This window comes from Mesorhizobium sp. M1D.F.Ca.ET.043.01.1.1, assembly GCF_003952385.1.
Classification (GTDB): Bacteria; Pseudomonadota; Alphaproteobacteria; order Rhizobiales; family Rhizobiaceae; genus Mesorhizobium.
The window spans coordinates 5,515,000-5,534,886 of sequence record NZ_CP034444.1 but is presented as its reverse complement, the minus strand read 5'-3'; the positions used below and the strand labels follow the sequence as shown (position 1 = coordinate 5,534,886).

Below are 19,887 nucleotides of genomic sequence, written 5' to 3'. Positions count from 1 at the left end.
GCCAGCCGTACGGGAGGCTAGACCTCTATCGACGTGGCAAGAATATCATTCAGAGAACGGATACATTGGTTTTTACAAATGCATCTGGTGCGCCCTGATGATCGCGTCGCGGACATAGGCGACATTGGCGGCCTGCTCGCCTGCTCGCGTGGCGACCTCGATATCGGCGGAATAAGCCTCGTCGGCTACTGGAAGCCGGCGAAGACGCCCCTGCTGTTCGAACACGCGGGCAAAATGTATCGGCAGGACCCCGAGGTAGGCGCCCGACAGGACCATCAGAAGCTGCGCCTCAATATCAAAGGCTACGCGGTTCGCGGCGGCCGTGTCGCAGCGGTGACGCCGAATACCATACCAATATCCTCTCTCTACCCATGGATGGCCGTAGCATTCCGCACTCGCAATCATCTCGTCATTTCGGCAAAACAAAGGATGCGTAGAGCCGCAAAATACCGCGTGCTCCTCTTGGTAGATGATCTGGTATTGCACGCTCGCGACCTTGATGTCGGAGCCACCTATCCCAATGTCTATCTCGTTTTCCGCCACGGCCTTCGTTATGTCGTTGGGGCACATGATCTTGAGATCAAGCTCGATTTCCGGCGCAGCTTTGGAAAGCTGGGCAATAGCGTCGGCGAGCCGGAAACTTGGGTCGGTCGTTAAGCAGTCGACAATGCCTACGCCGACCTTGCCCGCCAAAGCGCTTCGGACGCGCGAAAGCCGGGCCGAACCGGCTTCAAGCATCCCGGTGATCTCCGTGCTGATTTCGTAAACCCGCCGCCCCTCCTCCGTCAGCGAAAACCCACGCCGCCCCCGTTCACACACCTTCACGCCAAGCCGCTGTTCAAGCGCGGTCAGATGGTTGGAGACTGTCGGTTGGCTCAGCGAGAGTTCCATCTGCGCCGCGGACATGCCGCCATTGCGGACCACGCTTTCAAAGACACGAAAGAGATGGAGATCGGAGCCCGATATCTTCATGGGGGCAGATTGCACCAAATGCACCGAATGGCAATTGAGGCTGCGACCGTGATTTGACCTCTGGGAACCAGGCCCCGTGCCTTTGAAGCAGCCGAGATCGCCCACCTTCCCTCCCTACTTCGTCATGATCGGGTCTTGACGCTCCAGCCAAATCCGGATTTGATGATACGTGGATACAAAAATACTTTTGGGTGCAAAGTGCCAGCAGCCTTCTCCGTCGAGCCACGCTTGCCCGCCACCGCAGAGGAGGAGGCATATAGGCATCTTCAGCAAGCGCTTCGCCTCGGTCGTTACAAACCGGGTGACCGCCTCATTCCCGAAGACATCGCGGCTGAAATCGGCATGAGCCGCATGCCGGTGCGGGAAGCCTTTCGGCGCCTGGCTGCCGACGGACTGGTGGTTCTTCGCCCAAATCGGGGATGCGTGGTCGCAGGCCTGACCGTCGATGAGCTTTATGAGATTTTCGAAATTCGCTCGGTTCTGGAGGGGTTGGCCGTCAGGCTGGCGATGCCCCGGATCGACGAAGAAGAGTTCGACGAATTCGACCGCCTGCTCGAACGCATGGAGCGTGCCGGGCAGAGCGGCGGCAGCGACTGGGTTGTCCGTCATCAGGAATTCCATGGCCGCATCTGTGCGTTGAGCCGGAGACCCAAGCTGATCCACCAGATAACGGCACTGCATGTGGTCATCGAGCCTTACATGCGCATCTGGTTCGACGATTGTAACAAACCGCTTTCCGCGCGCGAGGAGCATGCCGCCGTGATCGCTGCCTTGCGCTCGGGCGACGCACATCACGCGGAACAGGTGATGCAGGAACATGTACTCGGCACGGCGCCGCTGCTGGCCGAGTTCGTGAGTCCCGGCCGGTGACGAAAGCCGGCCGGGCAGGAATGGCCTCGGACCCGGCAATAAGGCCGGGCGCGGGAGCAGTTCAATCAGCCTACAAAAAAAGGGGAACCAAATGAAATTCAATCGTTTGGCCGCAGTTGCGGCCGCACTCGGCATGTTCGGCTTCATGCACACAGCGTTGGCCGAGGACGCGCCCAAGTCCATAACCATCGCCACGGAGGGCGCCTACGCTCCATGGAACTTCACCAACGCCGACGGCAAGCTCGACGGACTGGAGATCGATCTCGCCAACAATCTTTGCGAGCGGATGAAGGTCAAATGCACCATCATCGCCCAGGATTGGGACGGTCTTATTCCTGCGCTGAAGGTCGGCAAGTTCGATGTGATCATGGCCGGCATGTTCATCACGCCGAAACGCCTCGAGACCATCGACTTCACCCAGCCTTATGCGATCGACCCGGGTGGTTTCGCAGCCGCCAAGGACAGCGACCTGGGCAAGCTCGGCGCTTCGACCGAGAAATTCAAAATGGACGATGAGGCTGCTACCAAGGCCGCGATCGATAAGTTGAAGCCCTTGCTGAAAGGCAAGGTGGTCGGCGTCCAGGCGGCAACGGCGATGCTCGAATTCGTCAAGAAATACTTCGGGGACACGGTGGAGATCCGCGAGTACAAGACGACCGAGCAGCACGATCTCGATCTGGCCGCGGGCCGCATCGACGCGATATTCGCTCAGAAGACGGCGCTCGCCGCGACGCTCGCAAAACCCGAATTCGCGGGCTTCACGGTAGCGGGGCCGGGCTTTGTCGGCGGTCTGTTCGGCGCCGGAACCGGTGCGGGCCTGAGGAAGGAAGACACCAAGCTCAAGCAGATGCTGAACGACGCGATCAGCGCCGCGATCGCCGACGGCACCATCAAGAGCATCTCGGAAAAATGGGTGAAAACGGACGTGACGCCGGTCAAGTAACCATTTGGGGATCTGTCCGGCCGGTCGGTGTCGACCGATCGGCCGGACGCCCCTGATCATCTAGGTTTCAAATGACCGATGCACTCCATATCCTGTCCCTCGGCAAGGGCGGCTGGGGCGGCGCGCTGCTCTTGGCAGCAGGCGTTACGTTTGCGCTGTCCATCCTAGGCTTCCTGCTCGGCGCCCTCTTCGGCGCAGTGGCCGCGAGCGGTCGGCTTTCACCGAGAGCTGTACCGTCGTGGTTGGCCAAGGCCTATGGCACGGTGTTCAGGGGCGTGCCCGATCTGTTGACGATCTACCTGCTCTACTATGGCGGCAGCATCGCCTTGACCGAGATCGGAAAACTCTTCGGCAGCGCCGGCTTCGTCGGGCTCCCGACATTTGCAACCGGCGTCCTGGCGATCGGCATTATTTCTGGCGCCTATCAAGCCGAGGTCTATCGCGGAGCCTATTTCGCCGTCGATCCCGGCCAGTTCGAAGCTTGCAAGGCTTTGGGCCTGGCCCGATTCCATTCGCTACGCCTCGTCATCATACCGCAATTGATGCGGCACGCCCTGCCGGGCCTCGGAAATGTCTGGCAACTGGTGCTCAAGGATTCGGCCCTGATCTCCGTGATCGGTCTCGTGGAATTGATGCGGCAATCTCAGATCGGCGCAGGATCGATGAGGGAGCCCTTCGTCTTTTACCTGGCCGCCGCGGCACTGTATTTCCTCATCGCTGCCGTGACCGGTTCGGTCTTCCGCTACGGCGAGGCGCGGGCGTGGCGAGGCATGGTCCACGCATGATCGACCTGCATTTCTTTGTCGATATCATTCCAACCCTTCTCTCCGGCTTGCCGCTGACCTTGCAGCTTGCGGGGTTGTCGATAGCAATAGGCTTTGTCTTGGCCCTGTTGCTAGCACTGGCGCAGCAGGGAAACCATCGGATGCTGGTCTGGCCGATACGCGCCTTCGTCGCCGTCTTTCGCGGCACGCCATTGCTCGTCCAGATCTTCCTCATCTACTACGGCCTCGGCCAGTTCCGTTCCACGCTTCAGGCCGTTGGGCTCTGGTGGCTGTTTCGCGAGCCCTGTTGGTGCGCCATCATCGCACTCAGTCTCAATACCGCTGCGTATGGCAGCGAGATCCTGCGGGGCGCAATCCAAGGCGTGCCGCGCGGCCTTGTCGAGGCCGCTTCCGCCTTCGGGATGACACGGATCCAGACACTGCGCCTCGTCATTCTGCCTTTGGCGCTGCGCCAAGCCATTCCAAGCTACAGCAACGAGATCATCCTCATGGTGAAGGGCACGTCGCTCGCATCGATCGTCACCCTGATGGAAGTGACCGGCATCGCTCAAGGCCTGATTTCTCAGACCTATCGCGCGGTTGAAGTTTTCGTGGCTGCCGGCGCGATTTACCTCACCATCAATTTCACAATCATCTCGGCACTGAATGCCCTGGAGACCTGGCTGACGCCCTATCGGGTCCGCGCATGAAACATGACCAGGGCATAATCAGGAGAACTGGCGACATGGGTTGCGCGGACAAGCCGAAACGATCCGCTGCCGTGTTGTGTCACGCGACGGCGGACACGTCGCATCCATCAGACCAAGGGATTGAAAAACAGAATGCGTGATTTCCAGTTTCCCGGCCGCTCGCCGGTTCGTGCCACCGAAGCGGTCGCCGCGACATCGCATCCGCTGTCGACGCTCGCGGCGATCGAGATGCTGCGCGCCGGCGGCAATGCCATGGACGCGGCGGTCTGCGCCGCTGCCGTGCAGGCCGTGGTCGAGCCGCAATCGACAGGCATCGGCGGCGATTGTTTCGTGCTCTACTGCCCGGCGGGACAAGCTGACGTGCTGGCCTTCAACGGCTCCGGCCGCGCACCGGCGGCCGCGACCGTCGACTGGTACTTGGACAAGGGTTTCAGCGAGCTTCCCAAACAGGGGCCGCACGCAGTGACGGTGCCGGGCGCCATCGATGCCTGGTGCCGGTTGCTCGAGGACCATGGCAGCAAGGACCTCGCCGAGGTGCTGGCGCCGGCCATTCATTATGCCGAGAACGGCTATGTCGTGCACGACCGCGTCGCCTTCGACTGGGCGGACCCGGAGATCGACCTTGCCGCGGACGAACATGCCGCGCGCATCTTCCTGCCCGGCGGCAAGGCGCCGAGGGCCGGCGACGTCCACCGCCAGCCGGAACTCGCCGCTACCTTGCGCATCATCACCAAGCAGGGCCGCGCCGGCTTCTACGAGGGTGCTGTCGCCGACGATATGGTGCGCCGGCTCAAGGAATTGGGCGGGCTGCATAGCCAAGAGGATTTCGCGGCGACCAAAGGCGACTATGTGGCACCGGTCAGCACCTCCTACGGCGGCTACGACATCCACCAGATGCCGCCGAACAACCAGGGGCTGACCGCGCTTCTAATGCTGAATGTGCTGTCCGGCTTCAAGCTTGGCGGGCTCGATCCCAATGGCGCCGAGCGGCTGCATCTGGAAATCGAGGCGGGGCGGCTGGCCTACCAGGACCGCGACCGTTTTGTGGGCGACCAGGACCAGGTCCCGGTGCCGGTCAAACAGCTCTTGTCCGCCGCCTATGCCGACAGGCTGCGCGCCGAGATCGACCCCGAGCGGGCGATGACGCATCTGCCGAAGCTGGACCTGCCGGGCAGCGACACGGTCTACATCACCGTGGTCGATCGCGACCGCAACGCGGTCTCCTTCATCAACTCGACCTATTATTCGTTCGGCAGCGGCGTGGTCAGTCCGAAGACCGGCGTGGTGCTGCAGAACCGTGGCTCGAGCTTCCGGCTCGAGCCCTGGCATCCCAATGCGATCGCGCCCGGCAAGCGGCCGATGCACACGATCATGCCCGGAATGGCGACCCGGAATGGCCGCGTGGTGATGCCGTTCGGCGTCATGGGCGGCGGCTACCAGCCTTTCGGCCATGTGCATTTTTTGACCAACATGATCGACTTCGGCATGGATCCACAGCAGGCGATGGATGCGCCGCGTGTTTTTTACAACGATGACGTTGTGGAGGCTGAGCGCAACGTTCCCGACGAGGCGATCAAGGGCTTGCGCAAGCGCGGCCATCGCATCGTCGAACCGCATCACCCGCTTGGCGGCGGCCAGGCAGTGCTGATCGACTGGGAAAAGGGCACGATGACCGGCGCCTCCGACCCGCGCAAGGACGGGATGGCGTTGGGATATTGAGAGCCGGCGGCATCACATCTGTGTGTCGCGGCTGGATTTTGACGGATTGGAACGATAGTCGGTGACCATGACCAGCAACGCAAATTCGCAAGGGCTTTCACGCCCGCTCGCCTCCGGAGCCGATGACGCGCCGGCGATCCTGGCGCCTGACCGGCCCACCCTCACCCATGGCGGATTGCGTCAGCTGGTAGGCGCCACGGGGGCGGCGCTGCATGCGCGCGGCATCGGCCGGGGCGACCGGGTGGCGATCGTGCTGCCGAACGGGCCGGAGATGGCGACGAGCTTCGTTGCGGTGGCGGCAAGCGCCTCGACGGCGCCGCTCAATCCGGCCTACCGGGCGGACGAACTCGATTTCTACCTGACCGACATCGGTGCCAAGGCGATCCTCGTCTCCGCCGACGAGAGTGGCCCGGCGGTGACGGTGGCCAAGCGTCTGGGCATCGCCGTGCTGCGGCTGGTCGTGCCGGCCGGCGCCCCTGCTGGCAGCTTCGTCATCGAGGGCCCGTCAGTGGGGCCGCAGGCGGCGCCCGACATGGCGCGCGACGACGACATCGCGCTGTTGCTGCACACGTCGGGCACCACCTCGCGCCCCAAGCTGGTGCCGCTCAGCCATGCCAATGTCGCGGCCTCCGCCCGCCATATCGGCGCGACGCTCGGCCTGAGCGCCGACGACCGCTGCCTCAACATCATGCCGCTGTTTCACATCCACGGGCTGATCGCGGCAGTGCTGTCGTCGCTCGCCGCCGGCGCCAGCATCTACTGCACGCCGGGCTTCAACGCGCTGCGCTTCTTCCAGTGGCTGAGCGACGCCAGGCCGAGCTGGTACACGGCCGTGCCGACCATGCACCAGGCGATCCTGCCGCGCGCGCCGCGCAATCCGGACGTGCTGGCGGCGGCCTCGCTGCGCTTCATCCGCTCGTCCTCTGCATCGCTACCGGCACAGGTGATGGCGGAACTGGAAGCGACCTTCGGCTGTCCGGTCATCGAGGCCTACGGCATGACCGAGGCGGCGCACCAGATGGCGTCGAACCGGCTGCCGCCGGGGCTGCGCAAGCCAGGCAGTGTCGGTGCCGCCGGCGGACCCGAAATCGCCGTCATGGCACTGGATGGCCGGCTGATGCAGGCCGGCGAGACCGGCGAAATCGTCATTCGCGGCGCCAACGTCACATCAGGCTACGAGAAAAACCCGGACGCCAATGCGACGGCCTTCGCGCATGGCTGGTTCCACACCGGCGACCAGGGCGTGCTCGACGAGGACGGCTACCTCCGCGTCACCGGCCGGCTCAAGGAGATCATCAACCGCGGCGGCGAAAAGATCTCGCCGCTCGAGGTCGACGACGTGCTGATGGACCATCCGGCGGTGGCGCAGGTCGTCACCTTCGCCATGCCGCATGACAAGCTTAGCGAGGAGGTGGCGGCGGCCGTCGTGCTGCGCGAAGGCATGAGCGCCAGCGAAAGCGAGATCCGCGCTCACGCAGCGACGCGGCTCGCCGACTTCAAGGTGCCGCGCAAGGTACTGATCCTGGACGAGATCCCCAAGGGCGCGACGGGCAAGCTGCAGCGCATCGGGCTGGCAGCCAAGCTCGGGCTGTGACGATGAGGATCACCGTTTTCGGGGCCGGCGCCATCGGCGGCTATCTCGCCGCCAAGCTGGCTATCGCCGGCCGCACCGATCTGTCGATCGTGGCGCGCGGCGCGCATCTGGAAGCGATCCAGGCAGACGGCCTGCGCCTGATCGAGGACGACGCGCAGACGGTGGCGCCGGTCAGGGCCGCGGCGAAGGCCGAAGAGCTCGGCGTGCAGGATTATGTGCTGCTGGCGCTGAAGGCCCATTCGCTGACCCCGGCGCTCGACCAGATCGCACCGCTGCTGGGACTGGACACCGCGGTCGTCACCATGCAGAACGGCGTGCCCTGGTGGTACTTTCATGGGCTAAGCGGGCCGCTCGAAGGTGCCAGGCTCGACAGTGTCGACCCGGGCGGCGCGATCTGGCAGCGGATCGGGCCGCAGCGCGTCATCGGTTCGGTCGTCTACCCCGCCGTCGAGGTCGACGCGCCGGGCCTCATCCGCCATGTCGAGGGCAGGCGCTTTTCGCTCGGCGAACCTTCCGGTGAGAAGAGCGAACGCGTCATCCGGCTGGCCGAGGAAATGGTCAAGGCCGGCCTGCAGGCGCCGGTGCGCGACGACATCCGCAGCGAAATCTGGGTGAAACTGTGGGGCAACCTGTCCTTCAACCCGATCTCGGCGCTGACGGGCTCGACGCTGGCGGCGATCGTCGCCGACGACGGCACCCGCGCGCTCGCCCGCACCATGATGCTGGAAGCGCAGGCGATCGGGGAAAGCCTCGGCGTGCGCTTCCCGATTGCCGTCGACCGCCGCATCAAGGGCGCCGGCGATGTCGGCGTGCACAAGACCTCGATGCTGCAGGACCTTGAGCGCGGCCGCCCGATGGAAATCGACGCTTTGGTCAGCGCTGTCCAGGAACTCGGCCGGCTGACGGACCGGCCGACCCCGGCGATCGACGCGGTGTCGGCGCTGGTGAAGCGGCTGGCGGTGGAGCGCGGCTGCTATTCCTAAGACGGGACGCGCTATCCTAGCATTATCAGCGAAATAGCCAAAGGCAGCGGTGAATTCAACGCTCCACAACGACGATACGCCATCGCCCGGAGCTGAGAGGTCGCCTATGCGCAAAGCTTCTTTGATGCCGACGGTATCGACCTGAACAACCGGCTGGCGTTGGACCCGATTGGAATTTCATGCCGCATCTGCGAGCGCGCAAGGAGTCCACAACGGGCCGCGCCACCTTTGAAGAGCAAGCTGACCGTCGATCATCAGCGGCGCAGAACGGCGCATCCTTCAATGAACCACCTTGCATCGCCGGAAAATGCCGTCCCTCAGGGCGGCAAGACGAACAGGACTCTGCCTTCACTCACTGTCCAAATCACATCACCGGCAAAGGCTCTCGCGATAGAAAGCAGCGGCCGGTTTTCAGGAAGCGGCAGGGTTGATCTTGACGTTCGAGATAGGCGCAAAGCTGCCGTTTGGAGAAGATAAATTCGGTCGTCGAGTGTCTGAATCAGCTTCTTGAATCAACTTTGGCGAACAGCTTCGTAACCCATTGGCGAATAGCGATTTTGTTGGTCGCGCCGGGAGCAGCACGCGCCACGGTTCGACGAGCACGGCGTGGCCGGGTTCCGCGCCCAGCGCGTAGTGCTTCGATCGTGGGAGCCGTGCCTTCAGGCGCTCCAGGACATCGTCGGTGACGCCGAGCGCGGCGCGTCGTTTCGCGAGCCACCAGCCGGAAACGGAGGCAAGCGACCGGTTGTCCAGCAGTTCGAAACCTTCGCCGACCTGTTCGGGCTGCTCCGCATTCTAGGGCTTGCGGTAGGCTTTGATCACCATGAAGGCGAGACGGTACTCGTCCGAATGCGGTGCAAACCTGTTGAGTCTCCCCAGCTACCTACCTTGGCTCAAAGGGACTCAGTAGCGAAAGCACCGCAGTAATGGCAAAATCGAATTGCCCCGGCGGCTTGCGCCACCGGAGCTTCTTTGCGTCGTCAACCCCCGGCGTCGGGTCGGCCTGGCGCGGCTACTTCAGCGAATTGTGATCAGCTTGCAATTTTGGCTCGGTCAACCCAGGCATTGAACTGTTCCTGATGGGTTTCGATCCATTCATGCGCCAGCTTTTTGATGTTGTTGTCGCTGCCGCCCTTTTCGCTGATCGTTTGTTCCCAGGTCGACCAGTCGGCCAACGGGAACGACATCTGCTCTACGAGCTTCTTGACTGCCGGATTGGCCGCAATGAACTCCCGGTTGGCGACCGCGTTCCAGTTCCATGCTGCCATGGCCATGCGGCACGGATCGGCGCCGCCAGCGCACCCGCTGACGCCTGGCACCAAGGCAGAGCCCTTGTTCGGGACCTTTTCTGGCAAGGCATCGAAGGGCGTCGGCAACCAAACGACATCCTTGCCGGGCACCAGAGCCTTGTTCATCCACGAGGGGCTCCAGGCATAGAAGAATACCGGCTCGCCGCGCTTAACACGGGCGACGGCCTCGACCATCAGCGCCTCGTATTTGCCGCGGACCGAATTGACATTGCCCTTGAGTCCGAATTTCTCAAGCTGGAAGTCAACGACATCGCCGCAACTCCAGCCCGGATCGCAATTGATGAGGTCGGCTTTACCGGTCGTGCCGAAAAGAGCTGCGATCTTCGGATTCTTCATCTGGTCGAGCGTGGTAATGTTGTTTGCGTCGGCGGTCTTCTTGTCGATCAGATAGCCATTAATGCCGCCGCCTTGAATTAGGCCGCCGCCGACCACCTCGGCCTGCGCCTCGACCTTCTTATAGCCCGGCTCGCGCTGCGGGAAGTTTATATCGGTCGCGATATCGAGATCGCCCTGGGCTGCCGCCTGGAAGAACAAGGTGGTGTTGAGCGTGCTAAGCTTGACGTCGTAACCGAGTTCCTTCATCGCCGCCATGCCGATCTGGGCAACGACATAATTGGCGCCTAGGCTGTCGGACTGGGCGTACCGCACCGTCTTGCCGCTCCCAGGTAGGTCTTCGGCGAAAGCAGTTTGACCTAGAGAGGCCGCCAGCACCATGCCGGTGACAAAAAGGGAAAAGGTTTTCAGGCTGTGCTTCATCGATGTTCTCCTTCTGGATTTTTCTTTGGACTTCACTGAGTTCGAGGTTCGGCTGTAACGCGGGCGCTGCAAGGGATAGGCAAGTGAATTCCTGGCCGGCGGAACGAGCCGCCGGTGTCTGTTGTCATTCCGGTGGTGGTTGCCGCCGGAGCGATTCCGCTCAATGCGTGCGGTTCGCTGCGGATGTTGCGATGGCCTCCTGCGATCGCTCACCCTTGAAAAGATTGAAAAGGTAGCGCAGCACCGACCTGCGCTTGCGGTCGGTCGGCTGGGCAAGCTGCTGGGTGATCCGATCAAGCATCATGGCGAGCAGGACGATGGCGATGCCACCGACGGCGGCGCGACCGACATCGAGACGTCCGAGACCTTGGAGAACCACGAGGCCAAGGCCTTCCGCGCCGATCATGGCGACGACTACGGACATCACCATCGCAGTCAGCACGGTCTGGTTCAGTCCTCCGAGAATGGTGGGGATAGCCAACGGCAGCTGTATTTCCCACAGAAGCTGCCGCTTATCGGCGCCGAAGGCGAGACCTGCTTCGACCATTTCCTGCTCTACCATGCGAATACCCAGATTGGTGAAGCGGATTAGCGGCGGTGCAGCTGCTGTTACGACCGCCACTTCGCCCGGCACTGTGCCCACGCCGAACAGCATGACGACCGGCACGAGGTAAACGAACGTCGGTGTGGTCTGCATAATGTCGAGCACCGGCCGCACCACGCTCCAGACCTTGTCGTTACGAGCACACCAGATGCCGGTCGGCACGCCGATGGCGGTGCAAAACACGATGGCCGTGGTAATCAGCGAAAGCGTTGTCATGGCCTCGGTCCAGACACCGATGGCTGCGATCACGACAAGTGAGATGGCGCTGAACACCGCGATGCCGATGCTGGCAAGCCGATAGGCGGTCAAGAACACCAGAACGACGAAGATCGGAAACGGAATTTCGTGCAGTATGTAATCGTTGAACGACAACAGGTTTTCGACCGGCCACTTGATTGCAAGAAACAGTGGACGGAGGTGGAGCGCGACCCATTGGACGGCGTCTGCAATCCACTGGTCCACCGGAAAGATGGCTAGATCATCGGCATCAAGCATTGTGGCCTCCCATCGAAGCAGGCGCTGTCGATCTCGCCGCCGAGGCGATCCGTCCAAGGATATGTTCGGGTTCAAGCATGCCGAGGAAGCAGCCGTCCTCGTCAATGACCGCCATTGCCTTGCCGCTCTGATACAAGCCAGCGACATCCACGAGCTTGGTGGTGCCGCCCACCGCGACGAAATCACGCGTCAAAAGGGCATCGACCGGCTTGCCAGCCTTTACCTGTTGCAGGGCCGCAGCGTCGAGACAGCCGACGATGCGGTTCGACGCGTCGATGGCAAAACTCATGGCCTCGGGATGCTCGGCGTCGCCGACGATCCGCGCCGAACCAACGCCTGACACCGTCGAACCGGTGCGCATCACCGACCGTGCGTCAAACAATCGCGACCGGTCGACTTCGCGCGTGAAGGCGGCGACATAATCGCTGCCTGGTTCGAGCACGATCGATTGCGGTGTTCCCTCGCGCACCAATTCGCCTTCGGACATAATGGCGATGCGCGTTCCGAGTTTCAGCGCCTCCTGGAAGTCATGAGTGATGAAGAGGATGGTCTTCTTCAGCGTGTGCTGCAGCCGCAGCAACTCATCCTGCATCTCGGTCCTGATCAGCGGGTCAAGGGCGCTGAAGGCTTCGTCCATTATGAGGACGTCGGCATCGGTCGCCAGCGCCCGCGCCAAGCCGACACGCTGGCGCATGCCGCCGGAGAGTTCATGCGGGCGATGATAGGCCCATTTGGCGAGACCGACGATCGCCAGCACCTCTTCAGCGCGCTTGCGTCGCGGCGCGGCGGAAACGCCACGCAACTTCAGGCCGAATTCGGCATTTTCGATCACCGATTTGTTTGGCAACAAGGCAAAATGCTGGAAGACCATGGAGATGCGCGTGCGCCGCAATTCGCGAAGCGCGTCCTCGCATAGTGGCACGATGTCGATATCGTCGAGCAGGATCTTGCCTGCCGTTGGTTCGTTCAGCCTGTTGATGCAACGCGCCAGCGTCGATTTGCCGGACCCCGAAAGGCCCATGACCATGTAGATCGCGCCTGAGGGAACGGAAAGCGAGACGTTATTCAGACCGACGACGGCGTCGGTCTCCGCAAGGACGCGCGCCTTATCCGCGCCGGTGGCGAGCAGCGTCATGGCTCTGGTGGGTGAAGGGGCGAAAATCTTATACAGATTCTCTACTCTCAATCGCTCTGTCACCAATGGCTCCCATGTTTCAACGATACGGATGTTCCCGACCCGCAATTTCTTGACGAGGATCAATTAAGGGGCATGTCAGCTAGATCGTCTTCCGCGAACACGGAGGATTTTTGCTGCTACACTTCCTCCAAACCGAGGTGCATTTACTGCAGTGCAACTCCACCGTGCGCCGGTTGGCTTCAGGGTTTGCCTTGCGTTTCCCTTCTTCTATTGGAGTGGTGAAAAATCGGTCGGAAGAAGGATACGGTTTTCCGCGCTTTCGATCAGCGCCGTCAGTTTCGGAATGAAGGCCCGCCAGCGCGAATCTTCCGACAACGTGCGCCGGCGCGCGACGCGATCGGCGAAATCGGCATATCGCCACAGATGGACCACCTGGTTCAGCGGCCCGACCTCGGTGACGAAATAGCCGATCAGTCCGCCGAGAATCGGTTCCTGGATTGCCAGCCCCTCCTCGCGCACAAGCTTCAAATATTCGGAGGTTTTGCCCGATCTTATGCGATAGATACGCTCTTCAACGATCATTTCACGGTCTCCGGCACGGTCAAAAAGTCCGCCATCATCGATGCGACGAGATCGGGTGCTTCCGTCAGGATTGAATGCCGCAGCCCCGGAAGGACGCGGAGCTCGGAGCCAGGGATGCGCTCGTGCATATATCTTGCCATGCGCGGATTGGAGCCTGCATCCTCCTCGCCGGTTGCAATCAACGTCGGGCAGCGAATCTGGTCGAGAAAACCGCCGAAGTCGGTCTCGGCGAGAACCCGGTAGGCAGAAGCGTAACAGTCCGGATCGTTCTGAGAATTTCGCTGCCTAAGCGTTGCGATCAGATCGGGATTCTTCTTCTGGAAATCCTCAGTCAGCCAACGCGACAGGGATGCGTCATAGTGCGATCCCGGTTCGCCGCTGCGAAGAGCGGCGAGGCGGGCGAGAACGCGCTCCCGCTCCTCGGGCGTGCGTCCCGCGACCGTCGAAAGGAGAACCAGGCGCTGAATGCGCGGAAGATGCGTCAGTGCCAACCGCTGTGCGATCAACCCGCCAAGCGAAAAACCGGCCAGATGGAAACGGTCGAAGCCGACACTGTCCGCCAACGCAAGTGTTTCGGCAACGAAATCGTCGATCTCGTAGCGGCCTTTGACGCGCGACGAGTTTCCGTGACCCCGAAGGTCGAACGTCAGGATGGTGAACCGATGCTTCAGCCGCTCGACGACTCCGCTCCAGGCTTCAAGGTAGGAACCGACACCGTGGATGAGCACCAGCGGCTCTGCCCCATTGCCGTCAACCCTATAGTTCAGGACCACATCTCCGACCGTATGACGCGGCGTATCAGTCATCCTAATACCCTGCCGCGGCCAGTTGCTGGGTTTCGCGCTCGCGTTGCGCAAAGAAGGGCATGACCTCGTCTGTGAACAGGCGAAGCGTCTTCTTCTGCAGTTCGAAGGGCAGATTGAAGCTGAGGCCGAGACAATATTGATCGACGCCAGCTGCTTCGTAGTCGAGCAGCTTCTCGATCACTTCGTCGGGCGTTCCGAACATCAGGTTCTTGCGGATATTTTCCGGGTTGTAGTTGTCGCGGCCCTTAACGCTTTCGAAGGGCACGGCCTCCGGGAAACCGTTCTTCACGGTGCCAATGTTCTGCATGAGGTTTTCGAAATAGCGACCATAGTTCATGCTGTGCTCGACGGCGAGATGCCAGTCGTCGGCCCTGTCGTAGACACAAGTGCGCCGCTGCATCATGAATTTTGGGCGTTTCACCTCGGGATGATCGGCGACCGCCTTGTTGAACTTGCTGGCGAGCACGCCGATTTCCGCCGCCGGAAGCGAGAGCGGCGTGGAGAGGATGTTGGCGCCGATGCCGATCGCCCAGTCGAAGGTGCCAGGATCGCGGGCGGCGACCCAGATGCGAGGACCCCCCTTCTGCAGCGGCTTCGGCACCGAGGTCGCTCGCGGAAAATTCCAGTACTGGCCCTCATGCGCATAGTCACCGGCCCAAAGCTTCTGGACCGCTGGCACCAGTTCCTTCATGTAGCCGACGCCCTCCTGCTGCTGGACGCCCGGCGCCATTCGGTCGAACTCGTACTGATAGGCGCCGCGGGCGATGCCGAATTCCAGGCGCCCGTTCGTAAGGTGATCGCACAGTGCGGCTTCGCCAGCGAGACGGATTGGATTCCAATAGGCGGCGGCAAGCGTTGCCGTTCCCAGGCGGATACGGCTCGTATGCTGGGATACCCACGTGAGGATCTGAAACGGATTGGGTGATATCGTGCACTCGATTGTGTGGTGCTCCGGCGTCCAGATCGTCTCAAACCCGCCGGCGTCTGCGATCTTGGCAAGTTGCAGCAGATTGTCCATTACGGCCGTCATCGAGGTTTCTGGCGAGAAACGCTCCATGCCCAATGAGACGGCAAATTTCATTTCAATCTCCCTTGGATGGTTTGTCCCAGTGTTTCTGACGGTCAGCGCAGTCGAATGACAAAGGGATCCTGCATGGCGCCGGAATAGTCGATGACGACATTTTTTGCCCTGGAGAACTCGCGCATGACGTCGAAACCGCCACGCCTGCCGTAACCACTTTCCTTGAAGCCGCCATTTGCGGACATGTAGGCTGCTGACCGGTAGGTGTTGATCCAAACGGTACCCGCATCGATCCGGTTGGCGAAGCGCATCGCCCGGTCGATATTCTGGGTCCAGATCCCGGACGCGAGGCCGTAGCGTGTGTCGTTGGCGAGTTCGATCATGTCTTCTTCCGAGGAAAAGGGCATGACACCAACGACCGGTCCGAAAAGCTCATCGCGCATGAAGGACATATCGTTCTTGGCGTCGATCATGACGGTCGGCTCGAAATACCAGCCGCGGGCGAGTTCTTGCGCCTGAGGACGGTTGCCGCCTGACGCGATCCGTGCCCCTTCCTTGACGCCCGAAGCAACGTAGGACTCAACTTTCGCCAGCTGCGCCGACAGGGCCAGCGGGCCGATATCCGTCTTGTCCTCCAATGGGTGGCCGACGGTGATGCGGTTGGTGCGTTCCACCAACGCTTCGATGAAGCGGTCGTAGACGCTGGCCTCCACGAAGCAGCGCGAGCCGGCGACGCAGGTCTGGCCCGCAGCTGCGAAGACGCCCGAAACGACCCCATTAACGGCCTTTTCGATATCAACGTCGGAAAAGATCACGTGGGGAGATTTGCCGCCGAGTTCCATCTGGCACTGCGCAAGGTTGGTCGCCGCGTTAGCAGCAATTTTACGGCCGGTATCCGTGCTGCCGGTGAAGACGTATTTTGCGATGCCCTTTTGCCGCGTCAGCGCGTCGCCGGTTACCGCACCCGTTCCCGAGACGACGTTGACAACGCCGGCCGGAAACCCCGCTTCCATGATTAGCTCGGCCAAGGCCAGCGTCGAGGCCGTCGCGTGCTCGGAAGGCTTGATGACGATGGTGTTGCCAATCGCCAAACAGGGAGCGAGCGTTCCTGTCAACATCATCAGCGGCGAGTTCCAGGGTGTGATCATGCCGACGACGCCGATCGGTTCGCGCATGTTGAAGTTGAGCTGGTCCAGCTTGTTGACCGGGATCGTATCGCCCTGCAGTTTGTCAGCCATGCCGGCAAAGTAAGTGTAAGAGTCCGGGATTGAGCGCATCTGCGCCCGCATTTCCTTGATCAGCTTGCCATTGTCGCGTGTTTCGATCAGCGCGAGGTCGTCGGCATTGGCGAGAACTAGATCGGCCAGCTTGCGCACCAGATTACCGCGATCGGTCTGCGTCATACGTCGCCAGGCAGGATTGACGAATGCCTTTTGCGCCGCCTCAACCGCCACTCGCACATCGTTGGCGTCGGCTTCCGCAAACTGATACCAGGCCTCCGCGGTGGTCGGGTCGAAACTGTCCAGGTAGCGACCGGATGTCGGTTCGACAAACCGGCCGTCGATAAAGAGGTTGAGGCGCATTCCCTCGAGCGATTTCACCGTCGTCTTCATCGTCGCTTCCTGATTTCGGGTTAGTCTTGAATGGCCTGATGCCACGAGCGGGCCTCGCCCTCGATCATTGCCAGTCGCCCGCCGTCGCCGGAATCCATGTAGATGCCAAAGCGTTCCTGCTTGCGCTCGCGGACATAGCGGCGGAGCATCGCCCGCAATTCCCGGGTCGGGATGAGGTCATAGGGCAGCTTGTCAATGGCAAAGAACCGCAGGTCTTCCGGCAGGTCGCGCCCTTGTCCGCCATCGGCAAGTCGGGCGCGATAGATTAGATAACCGGGGTCGCAGTCAGCAACATCGAAGATCGAGTAAAGAAAGGTGTTGTCTGACAGCAGCTTGAGGGATTTTCCGTCGTTGAGCGGCAGTTCGCTGCCGGCCTTACGGCGTTTGGCCGTTGGCAGAGCCCAGCCACCGCTTCCATCCGCTCGCAGCAGGATCTCACCGCTGGCTTCGATCAGATAACCGATGATCATGTTGTGCGAGGCCAGCCAGCCGGACGGCAGCGGATCCTTGACGCTCGCGTATCGGCCGCGGCAAAAGCCCAGCGGCGCTGAAGGGCTCGTACCGAAAGCCTGCACCTGGCCGATCAGGATGACATGATCGCCTGCATCGACCCTGTTGTAGATCGTGCAGTCGAACCAGGTAAGGCTGTCCGTCAGGATTGGCGCGCCGGTATGAACGCGGTCGTGATTGACGGACTGGAATTTATCGGGGGATTTCGAGGCGAAGATCGCCGAGATGTCGACCTGTCCCTCATGTAGCAGGTTAACCGCAAAGGAATCCGCCGTCGTAAAGGCAGCAAAGCTTGACGCCGATTTTGCGACGCAGACGAGCAGCAGCGGCGGATCGAGCGAAACCGAGGTGAAGGAATTGGCCGTCATGCCGCGCGGATTGCCGTCCGTGTCCCGCGTGGTGATGATGGTGACGCCGGTGACAAAGGTTCCGAAAGCCCGACGCAACGCGATTGGGTCGATGGCCGTCGGAATCTTTGCGGTTCCCGTGGTCAACATGGGATCAGCGCCTCCTGTTGGTTGTCAGTTGAAGGCTAACCGCAAGAAGAGCGACCTTCTTCCTTCACTCAGCTGGAAGAGCGCGGGAAATATTGCTGCTGTTTGCGGTAAGAGACGGGGGGGGGGGGGCCGATCCGAAAGGTCAGGTCGATTGATCTTCCGCCGAAGAACGACCTTCCGTGACACCATGCAGGTGAATGGCCAATTCGATGGCAAAGCGTCGCTCTGGCGTCTCGACATCGATGCCGAACATTTCCTGGATTCGCGACAGGCGATAGCGCAGCGTGGTTACGTGCAGGCCCATCGCATCGGCGCAGGCGCCACTGCGGCAGCCCTCCCTCAGATAAGTCGACAGCGTTTTCAGATAGGGCGTGCCATGCTGGCGGTCATGGGCGGCGATGGCGCCGACGCTTTCCTGAACGAAAGCGCGTACGTCGTCGACGCCCGCGGCCGCTACGAGCATCGGCAACGGCCCAAAATCCTGCCCGGACAGCGCACCGGTCCGACCGAACGAACGGGCGATGGCAATCATGCGGCTGCAGCGATCCCAAGCCAACGGATAATCCGTCAGGGTGGCACAGGCGTTGCTGGCGATGACGATCGGTTGTTCGTCAAAATATTGGCCAAGATCCGCTGCGATGCGCCGCATCAGTTTCGATGTCCGCTCCTGTTTCCAGACCTCGTCATTGGGAATGAGGCACACCAGCCCGCCATCGATGGCCACGACGCACGCGGGAACGGAAGCTTGCTGCATGATACGAGCGAGACTGTGATGCAGATCGACGGACGTTCCGCCAAGATTCTTCGCGCTCTCGGGAAAGTCGACGACGACGATTTGCTGAGTCGTCATGAAATTAATGCCGAGCCGCTGGGCTCGCTGCTGGACATCTGCCGCGTCGCGCCAACGCCGCTCCACCACCTCGAAGAAAAGCTCGGTCTGTGTGCGGGTTTCGAAACGGAATCGGATGAAACTGCGCATCATTTGGACGCTGAGCGCGAACTTGGCGCTGTCAAGCAGCAACTGGTCCAGATCGCTGAAGGCACGCGACGTGGAAAAGATGATCAATGCCCCGACAAGTTGGCGGTCGACCGTCAAGGGCTCGATGCGGGCGGCGAGATTGAGCCGGGAGCTGCCGTCATCGAGAAAAAGCGTCGCCCCGCTGTTGCCGCCCCGCTCAATTGTATCGCGTGCTGCCTTTCCCAGTTGTCGGCTCAGCGGACCGGCCGCTGCTGATTGCCAAGCGGCATCATCGAACTGCACCTCGCTTGGCGAGCGGCCGGCGATAATCTGGTTCGCAGTAAAATCGACGACGACGACCGGATTGGGCAGCAGGCTGCCGACCATCGCCGACAATGAAGACACTGAGCCGTCTGCAAGCACGTGTTCAAGTAGGGAGGTGTGCGCCTTGAGCGCCTTTTGCAACCTGTCTCCGGCCTGCCGTTCGGCTTCCAGCCGCTGCTCCCTCTCGATCGCGATGGCGCCGAGATGGACGATCATACCCAGAAACGCCAAATCCTCTTCCGGGACCTCCATGATATCCCGCGACACAACGCTCAGCACCATTGGCCGGCCCTCGAAGTCGCTGCAGTTCATAGGCATGACGAGGACGGTGCGGTAATCTCGCTCGAAAGCTTCGCGGCGATAACCTGGAAACTCCTCGGATTCGCGCACGTCGCGGATATAGACTGGCTCGTTCCGCTTCAAGGCGATCAGCGAGGGGCTCGTCGCCAGTTCCCAACGGTCAGGGAGCGTTCGCTCGATCAACGTCGGATCATAGCGAACCATCACATGGGCATAACCATGAGCGGCATCGATCGACATGATCGAACCGAGCGTCCAGTTTGCATGGCGGCAGGCGGCGAAAACCAAGTGCTTCAGGATCATGACAAGATCGCCGCCGGAATTGATCTCACTCGCGACATCTTTGAGAACCGAGATTTGCGCCTTCCTGTCCACAATCGCTCCCTGCGCCACGACCCGCTGAGTTAGGCATGCGCGG

General features: G+C 61.4%; 18 protein-coding genes. 8 read left to right on the top strand and 10 right to left on the bottom strand.

Annotation, left to right across the window (positions count from 1 at the left end; all coding sequences use genetic code 11):
- Positions 1–72: 72 nt before the first annotated feature.
- On the bottom strand, positions 73–1,077 hold the full coding sequence (locus tag EJ067_RS26845; protein WP_126088184.1) for a LysR family transcriptional regulator: 1,005 nt from the start codon (positions 1,075–1,077) through the stop codon (positions 73–75).
- 123 nt (positions 1,078–1,200) lie between these two features.
- On the opposite strand from EJ067_RS26845, the gene EJ067_RS26840 reads away from it, so the two are divergent.
- The 8 genes from EJ067_RS26840 to EJ067_RS26805 all read left to right on the top strand — a co-directional run bounded on the left by EJ067_RS26840 (position 1,201) and on the right by EJ067_RS26805 (position 9,032).
- A complete protein-coding gene (locus EJ067_RS26840; RefSeq protein ID WP_245468055.1) occupies positions 1,201–1,842 on the top strand; it encodes a GntR family transcriptional regulator in 642 nt (213 codons plus the stop codon).
- Positions 1,843–1,933: 91 nt separating this feature from the next.
- A complete protein-coding gene (locus tag EJ067_RS26835; protein WP_126088183.1) occupies positions 1,934–2,785 on the top strand; it encodes a transporter substrate-binding domain-containing protein in 852 nt (283 codons plus the stop codon).
- 71 nt (positions 2,786–2,856) lie between these two features.
- Positions 2,857–3,570, top strand: a complete 714-nt coding sequence (locus tag EJ067_RS26830; RefSeq protein WP_126088182.1) for an ABC transporter permease subunit — start codon at positions 2,857–2,859, stop codon at positions 3,568–3,570.
- Positions 3,567–4,259: an ABC transporter permease gene (locus EJ067_RS26825; RefSeq protein ID WP_126088181.1), complete on the top strand. Its 693-nt coding sequence runs from the start codon at positions 3,567–3,569 to the stop codon at positions 4,257–4,259. Before EJ067_RS26830 ends, EJ067_RS26825 begins: the two co-directional genes overlap by 4 nt.
- A 132-nt stretch (positions 4,260–4,391) precedes the next feature.
- Complete coding sequence (gene ggt, locus EJ067_RS26820) at positions 4,392–5,978, top strand: gamma-glutamyltransferase (protein ID WP_126088180.1); 1,587 nt, start codon at positions 4,392–4,394, stop codon at positions 5,976–5,978.
- A 67-nt stretch (positions 5,979–6,045) separates the two neighbouring features.
- A complete protein-coding gene (locus EJ067_RS26815; RefSeq protein WP_126088179.1) occupies positions 6,046–7,572 on the top strand; it encodes an acyl--CoA ligase in 1,527 nt (508 codons plus the stop codon).
- Between the two features lie 2 nt (positions 7,573–7,574).
- Positions 7,575–8,555, top strand: coding sequence for a 2-dehydropantoate 2-reductase (locus tag EJ067_RS26810; RefSeq protein ID WP_126088178.1), 981 nt, complete (start codon positions 7,575–7,577; stop codon positions 8,553–8,555).
- 135 nt (positions 8,556–8,690) lie between these two features.
- The gene (locus EJ067_RS26805; RefSeq protein ID WP_126089756.1) at positions 8,691–9,032 is read left to right on the top strand and encodes a short-chain fatty acyl-CoA regulator family protein; all 342 of its coding nucleotides are present in this window, start codon (positions 8,691–8,693) and stop codon (positions 9,030–9,032) included.
- A gap of 554 nt (positions 9,033–9,586) precedes the next feature.
- Here EJ067_RS26805 and proX read toward each other — a convergent pair.
- From proX to EJ067_RS26760, 9 genes are all read right to left on the bottom strand, one after another.
- On the bottom strand, positions 9,587–10,621 hold the full coding sequence (gene proX / locus EJ067_RS26800; protein WP_126088177.1) for a glycine betaine/L-proline ABC transporter substrate-binding protein ProX: 1,035 nt from the start codon (positions 10,619–10,621) through the stop codon (positions 9,587–9,589).
- A gap of 160 nt (positions 10,622–10,781) precedes the next feature.
- Positions 10,782–11,720, bottom strand: coding sequence for a proline/glycine betaine ABC transporter permease (locus EJ067_RS26795; protein WP_095781398.1), 939 nt, complete (start codon positions 11,718–11,720; stop codon positions 10,782–10,784).
- Positions 11,713–12,981, bottom strand: coding sequence for a glycine betaine/L-proline ABC transporter ATP-binding protein (locus EJ067_RS26790; protein ID WP_245468053.1), 1,269 nt, complete (start codon positions 12,979–12,981; stop codon positions 11,713–11,715). The genes EJ067_RS26795 and EJ067_RS26790 overlap by 8 nt, the downstream gene beginning before the upstream one ends.
- Before the next feature lie 144 nt (positions 12,982–13,125).
- Positions 13,126–13,440: an NIPSNAP family protein gene (locus tag EJ067_RS26785; protein ID WP_126088176.1), complete on the bottom strand. Its 315-nt coding sequence runs from the start codon at positions 13,438–13,440 to the stop codon at positions 13,126–13,128.
- A complete protein-coding gene (locus EJ067_RS26780) occupies positions 13,437–14,246 on the bottom strand; it encodes an alpha/beta fold hydrolase (protein WP_126088175.1) in 810 nt (269 codons plus the stop codon). Before EJ067_RS26780 ends, EJ067_RS26785 begins: the two co-directional genes overlap by 4 nt.
- Position 14,247: 1 nt before the next feature.
- Positions 14,248–15,327, bottom strand: a complete 1,080-nt coding sequence (locus EJ067_RS26775) for an LLM class flavin-dependent oxidoreductase (protein WP_126088174.1) — start codon at positions 15,325–15,327, stop codon at positions 14,248–14,250.
- A gap of 41 nt (positions 15,328–15,368) precedes the next feature.
- Positions 15,369–16,880: an aldehyde dehydrogenase gene (locus tag EJ067_RS26770; RefSeq protein WP_126088173.1), complete on the bottom strand. Its 1,512-nt coding sequence runs from the start codon at positions 16,878–16,880 to the stop codon at positions 15,369–15,371.
- Between the two features lie 20 nt (positions 16,881–16,900).
- Positions 16,901–17,887: a flavin reductase gene (locus EJ067_RS26765; RefSeq protein WP_126088172.1), complete on the bottom strand. Its 987-nt coding sequence runs from the start codon at positions 17,885–17,887 to the stop codon at positions 16,901–16,903.
- 142 nt (positions 17,888–18,029) lie between these two features.
- Positions 18,030–19,844, bottom strand: coding sequence for a helix-turn-helix domain-containing protein (locus EJ067_RS26760; protein WP_126088171.1), 1,815 nt, complete (start codon positions 19,842–19,844; stop codon positions 18,030–18,032).
- Positions 19,845–19,887: the final 43 nt, after the last annotated feature.

What these genes read in the sequence shown, in the direction of transcription:
- EJ067_RS26825 (WP_126088181.1), top strand. Translation starts at nt 3,567, where the DNA reads ATGATCGACCTGCATTTCTTTGTCGATATCATTCCAACCCTTCTCTCC.
- EJ067_RS26775 (WP_126088174.1), bottom strand. Translation starts at nt 15,327, where the DNA reads ATGAAATTTGCCGTCTCATTGGGCATGGAGCGTTTCTCGCCAGAAACC.
- EJ067_RS26835 (WP_126088183.1), top strand. Translation starts at nt 1,934, where the DNA reads ATGAAATTCAATCGTTTGGCCGCAGTTGCGGCCGCACTCGGCATGTTC.
- EJ067_RS26785 (WP_126088176.1), bottom strand. Translation starts at nt 13,440, where the DNA reads ATGATCGTTGAAGAGCGTATCTATCGCATAAGATCGGGCAAAACCTCC.
- ggt (WP_126088180.1), top strand. Translation starts at nt 4,392, where the DNA reads ATGCGTGATTTCCAGTTTCCCGGCCGCTCGCCGGTTCGTGCCACCGAA.
- EJ067_RS26830 (WP_126088182.1), top strand. Translation starts at nt 2,857, where the DNA reads ATGACCGATGCACTCCATATCCTGTCCCTCGGCAAGGGCGGCTGGGGC.
- EJ067_RS26770 (WP_126088173.1), bottom strand. Translation starts at nt 16,880, where the DNA reads ATGAAGACGACGGTGAAATCGCTCGAGGGAATGCGCCTCAACCTCTTT.
- EJ067_RS26795 (WP_095781398.1), bottom strand. Translation starts at nt 11,720, where the DNA reads ATGCTTGATGCCGATGATCTAGCCATCTTTCCGGTGGACCAGTGGATT.
- EJ067_RS26780 (WP_126088175.1), bottom strand. Translation starts at nt 14,246, where the DNA reads ATGACTGATACGCCGCGTCATACGGTCGGAGATGTGGTCCTGAACTAT.
- EJ067_RS26815 (WP_126088179.1), top strand. Translation starts at nt 6,046, where the DNA reads ATGACCAGCAACGCAAATTCGCAAGGGCTTTCACGCCCGCTCGCCTCC.
- proX (WP_126088177.1), bottom strand. Translation starts at nt 10,621, where the DNA reads ATGAAGCACAGCCTGAAAACCTTTTCCCTTTTTGTCACCGGCATGGTG.
- EJ067_RS26810 (WP_126088178.1), top strand. Translation starts at nt 7,575, where the DNA reads ATGAGGATCACCGTTTTCGGGGCCGGCGCCATCGGCGGCTATCTCGCC.
- EJ067_RS26765 (WP_126088172.1), bottom strand. Translation starts at nt 17,887, where the DNA reads ATGTTGACCACGGGAACCGCAAAGATTCCGACGGCCATCGACCCAATC.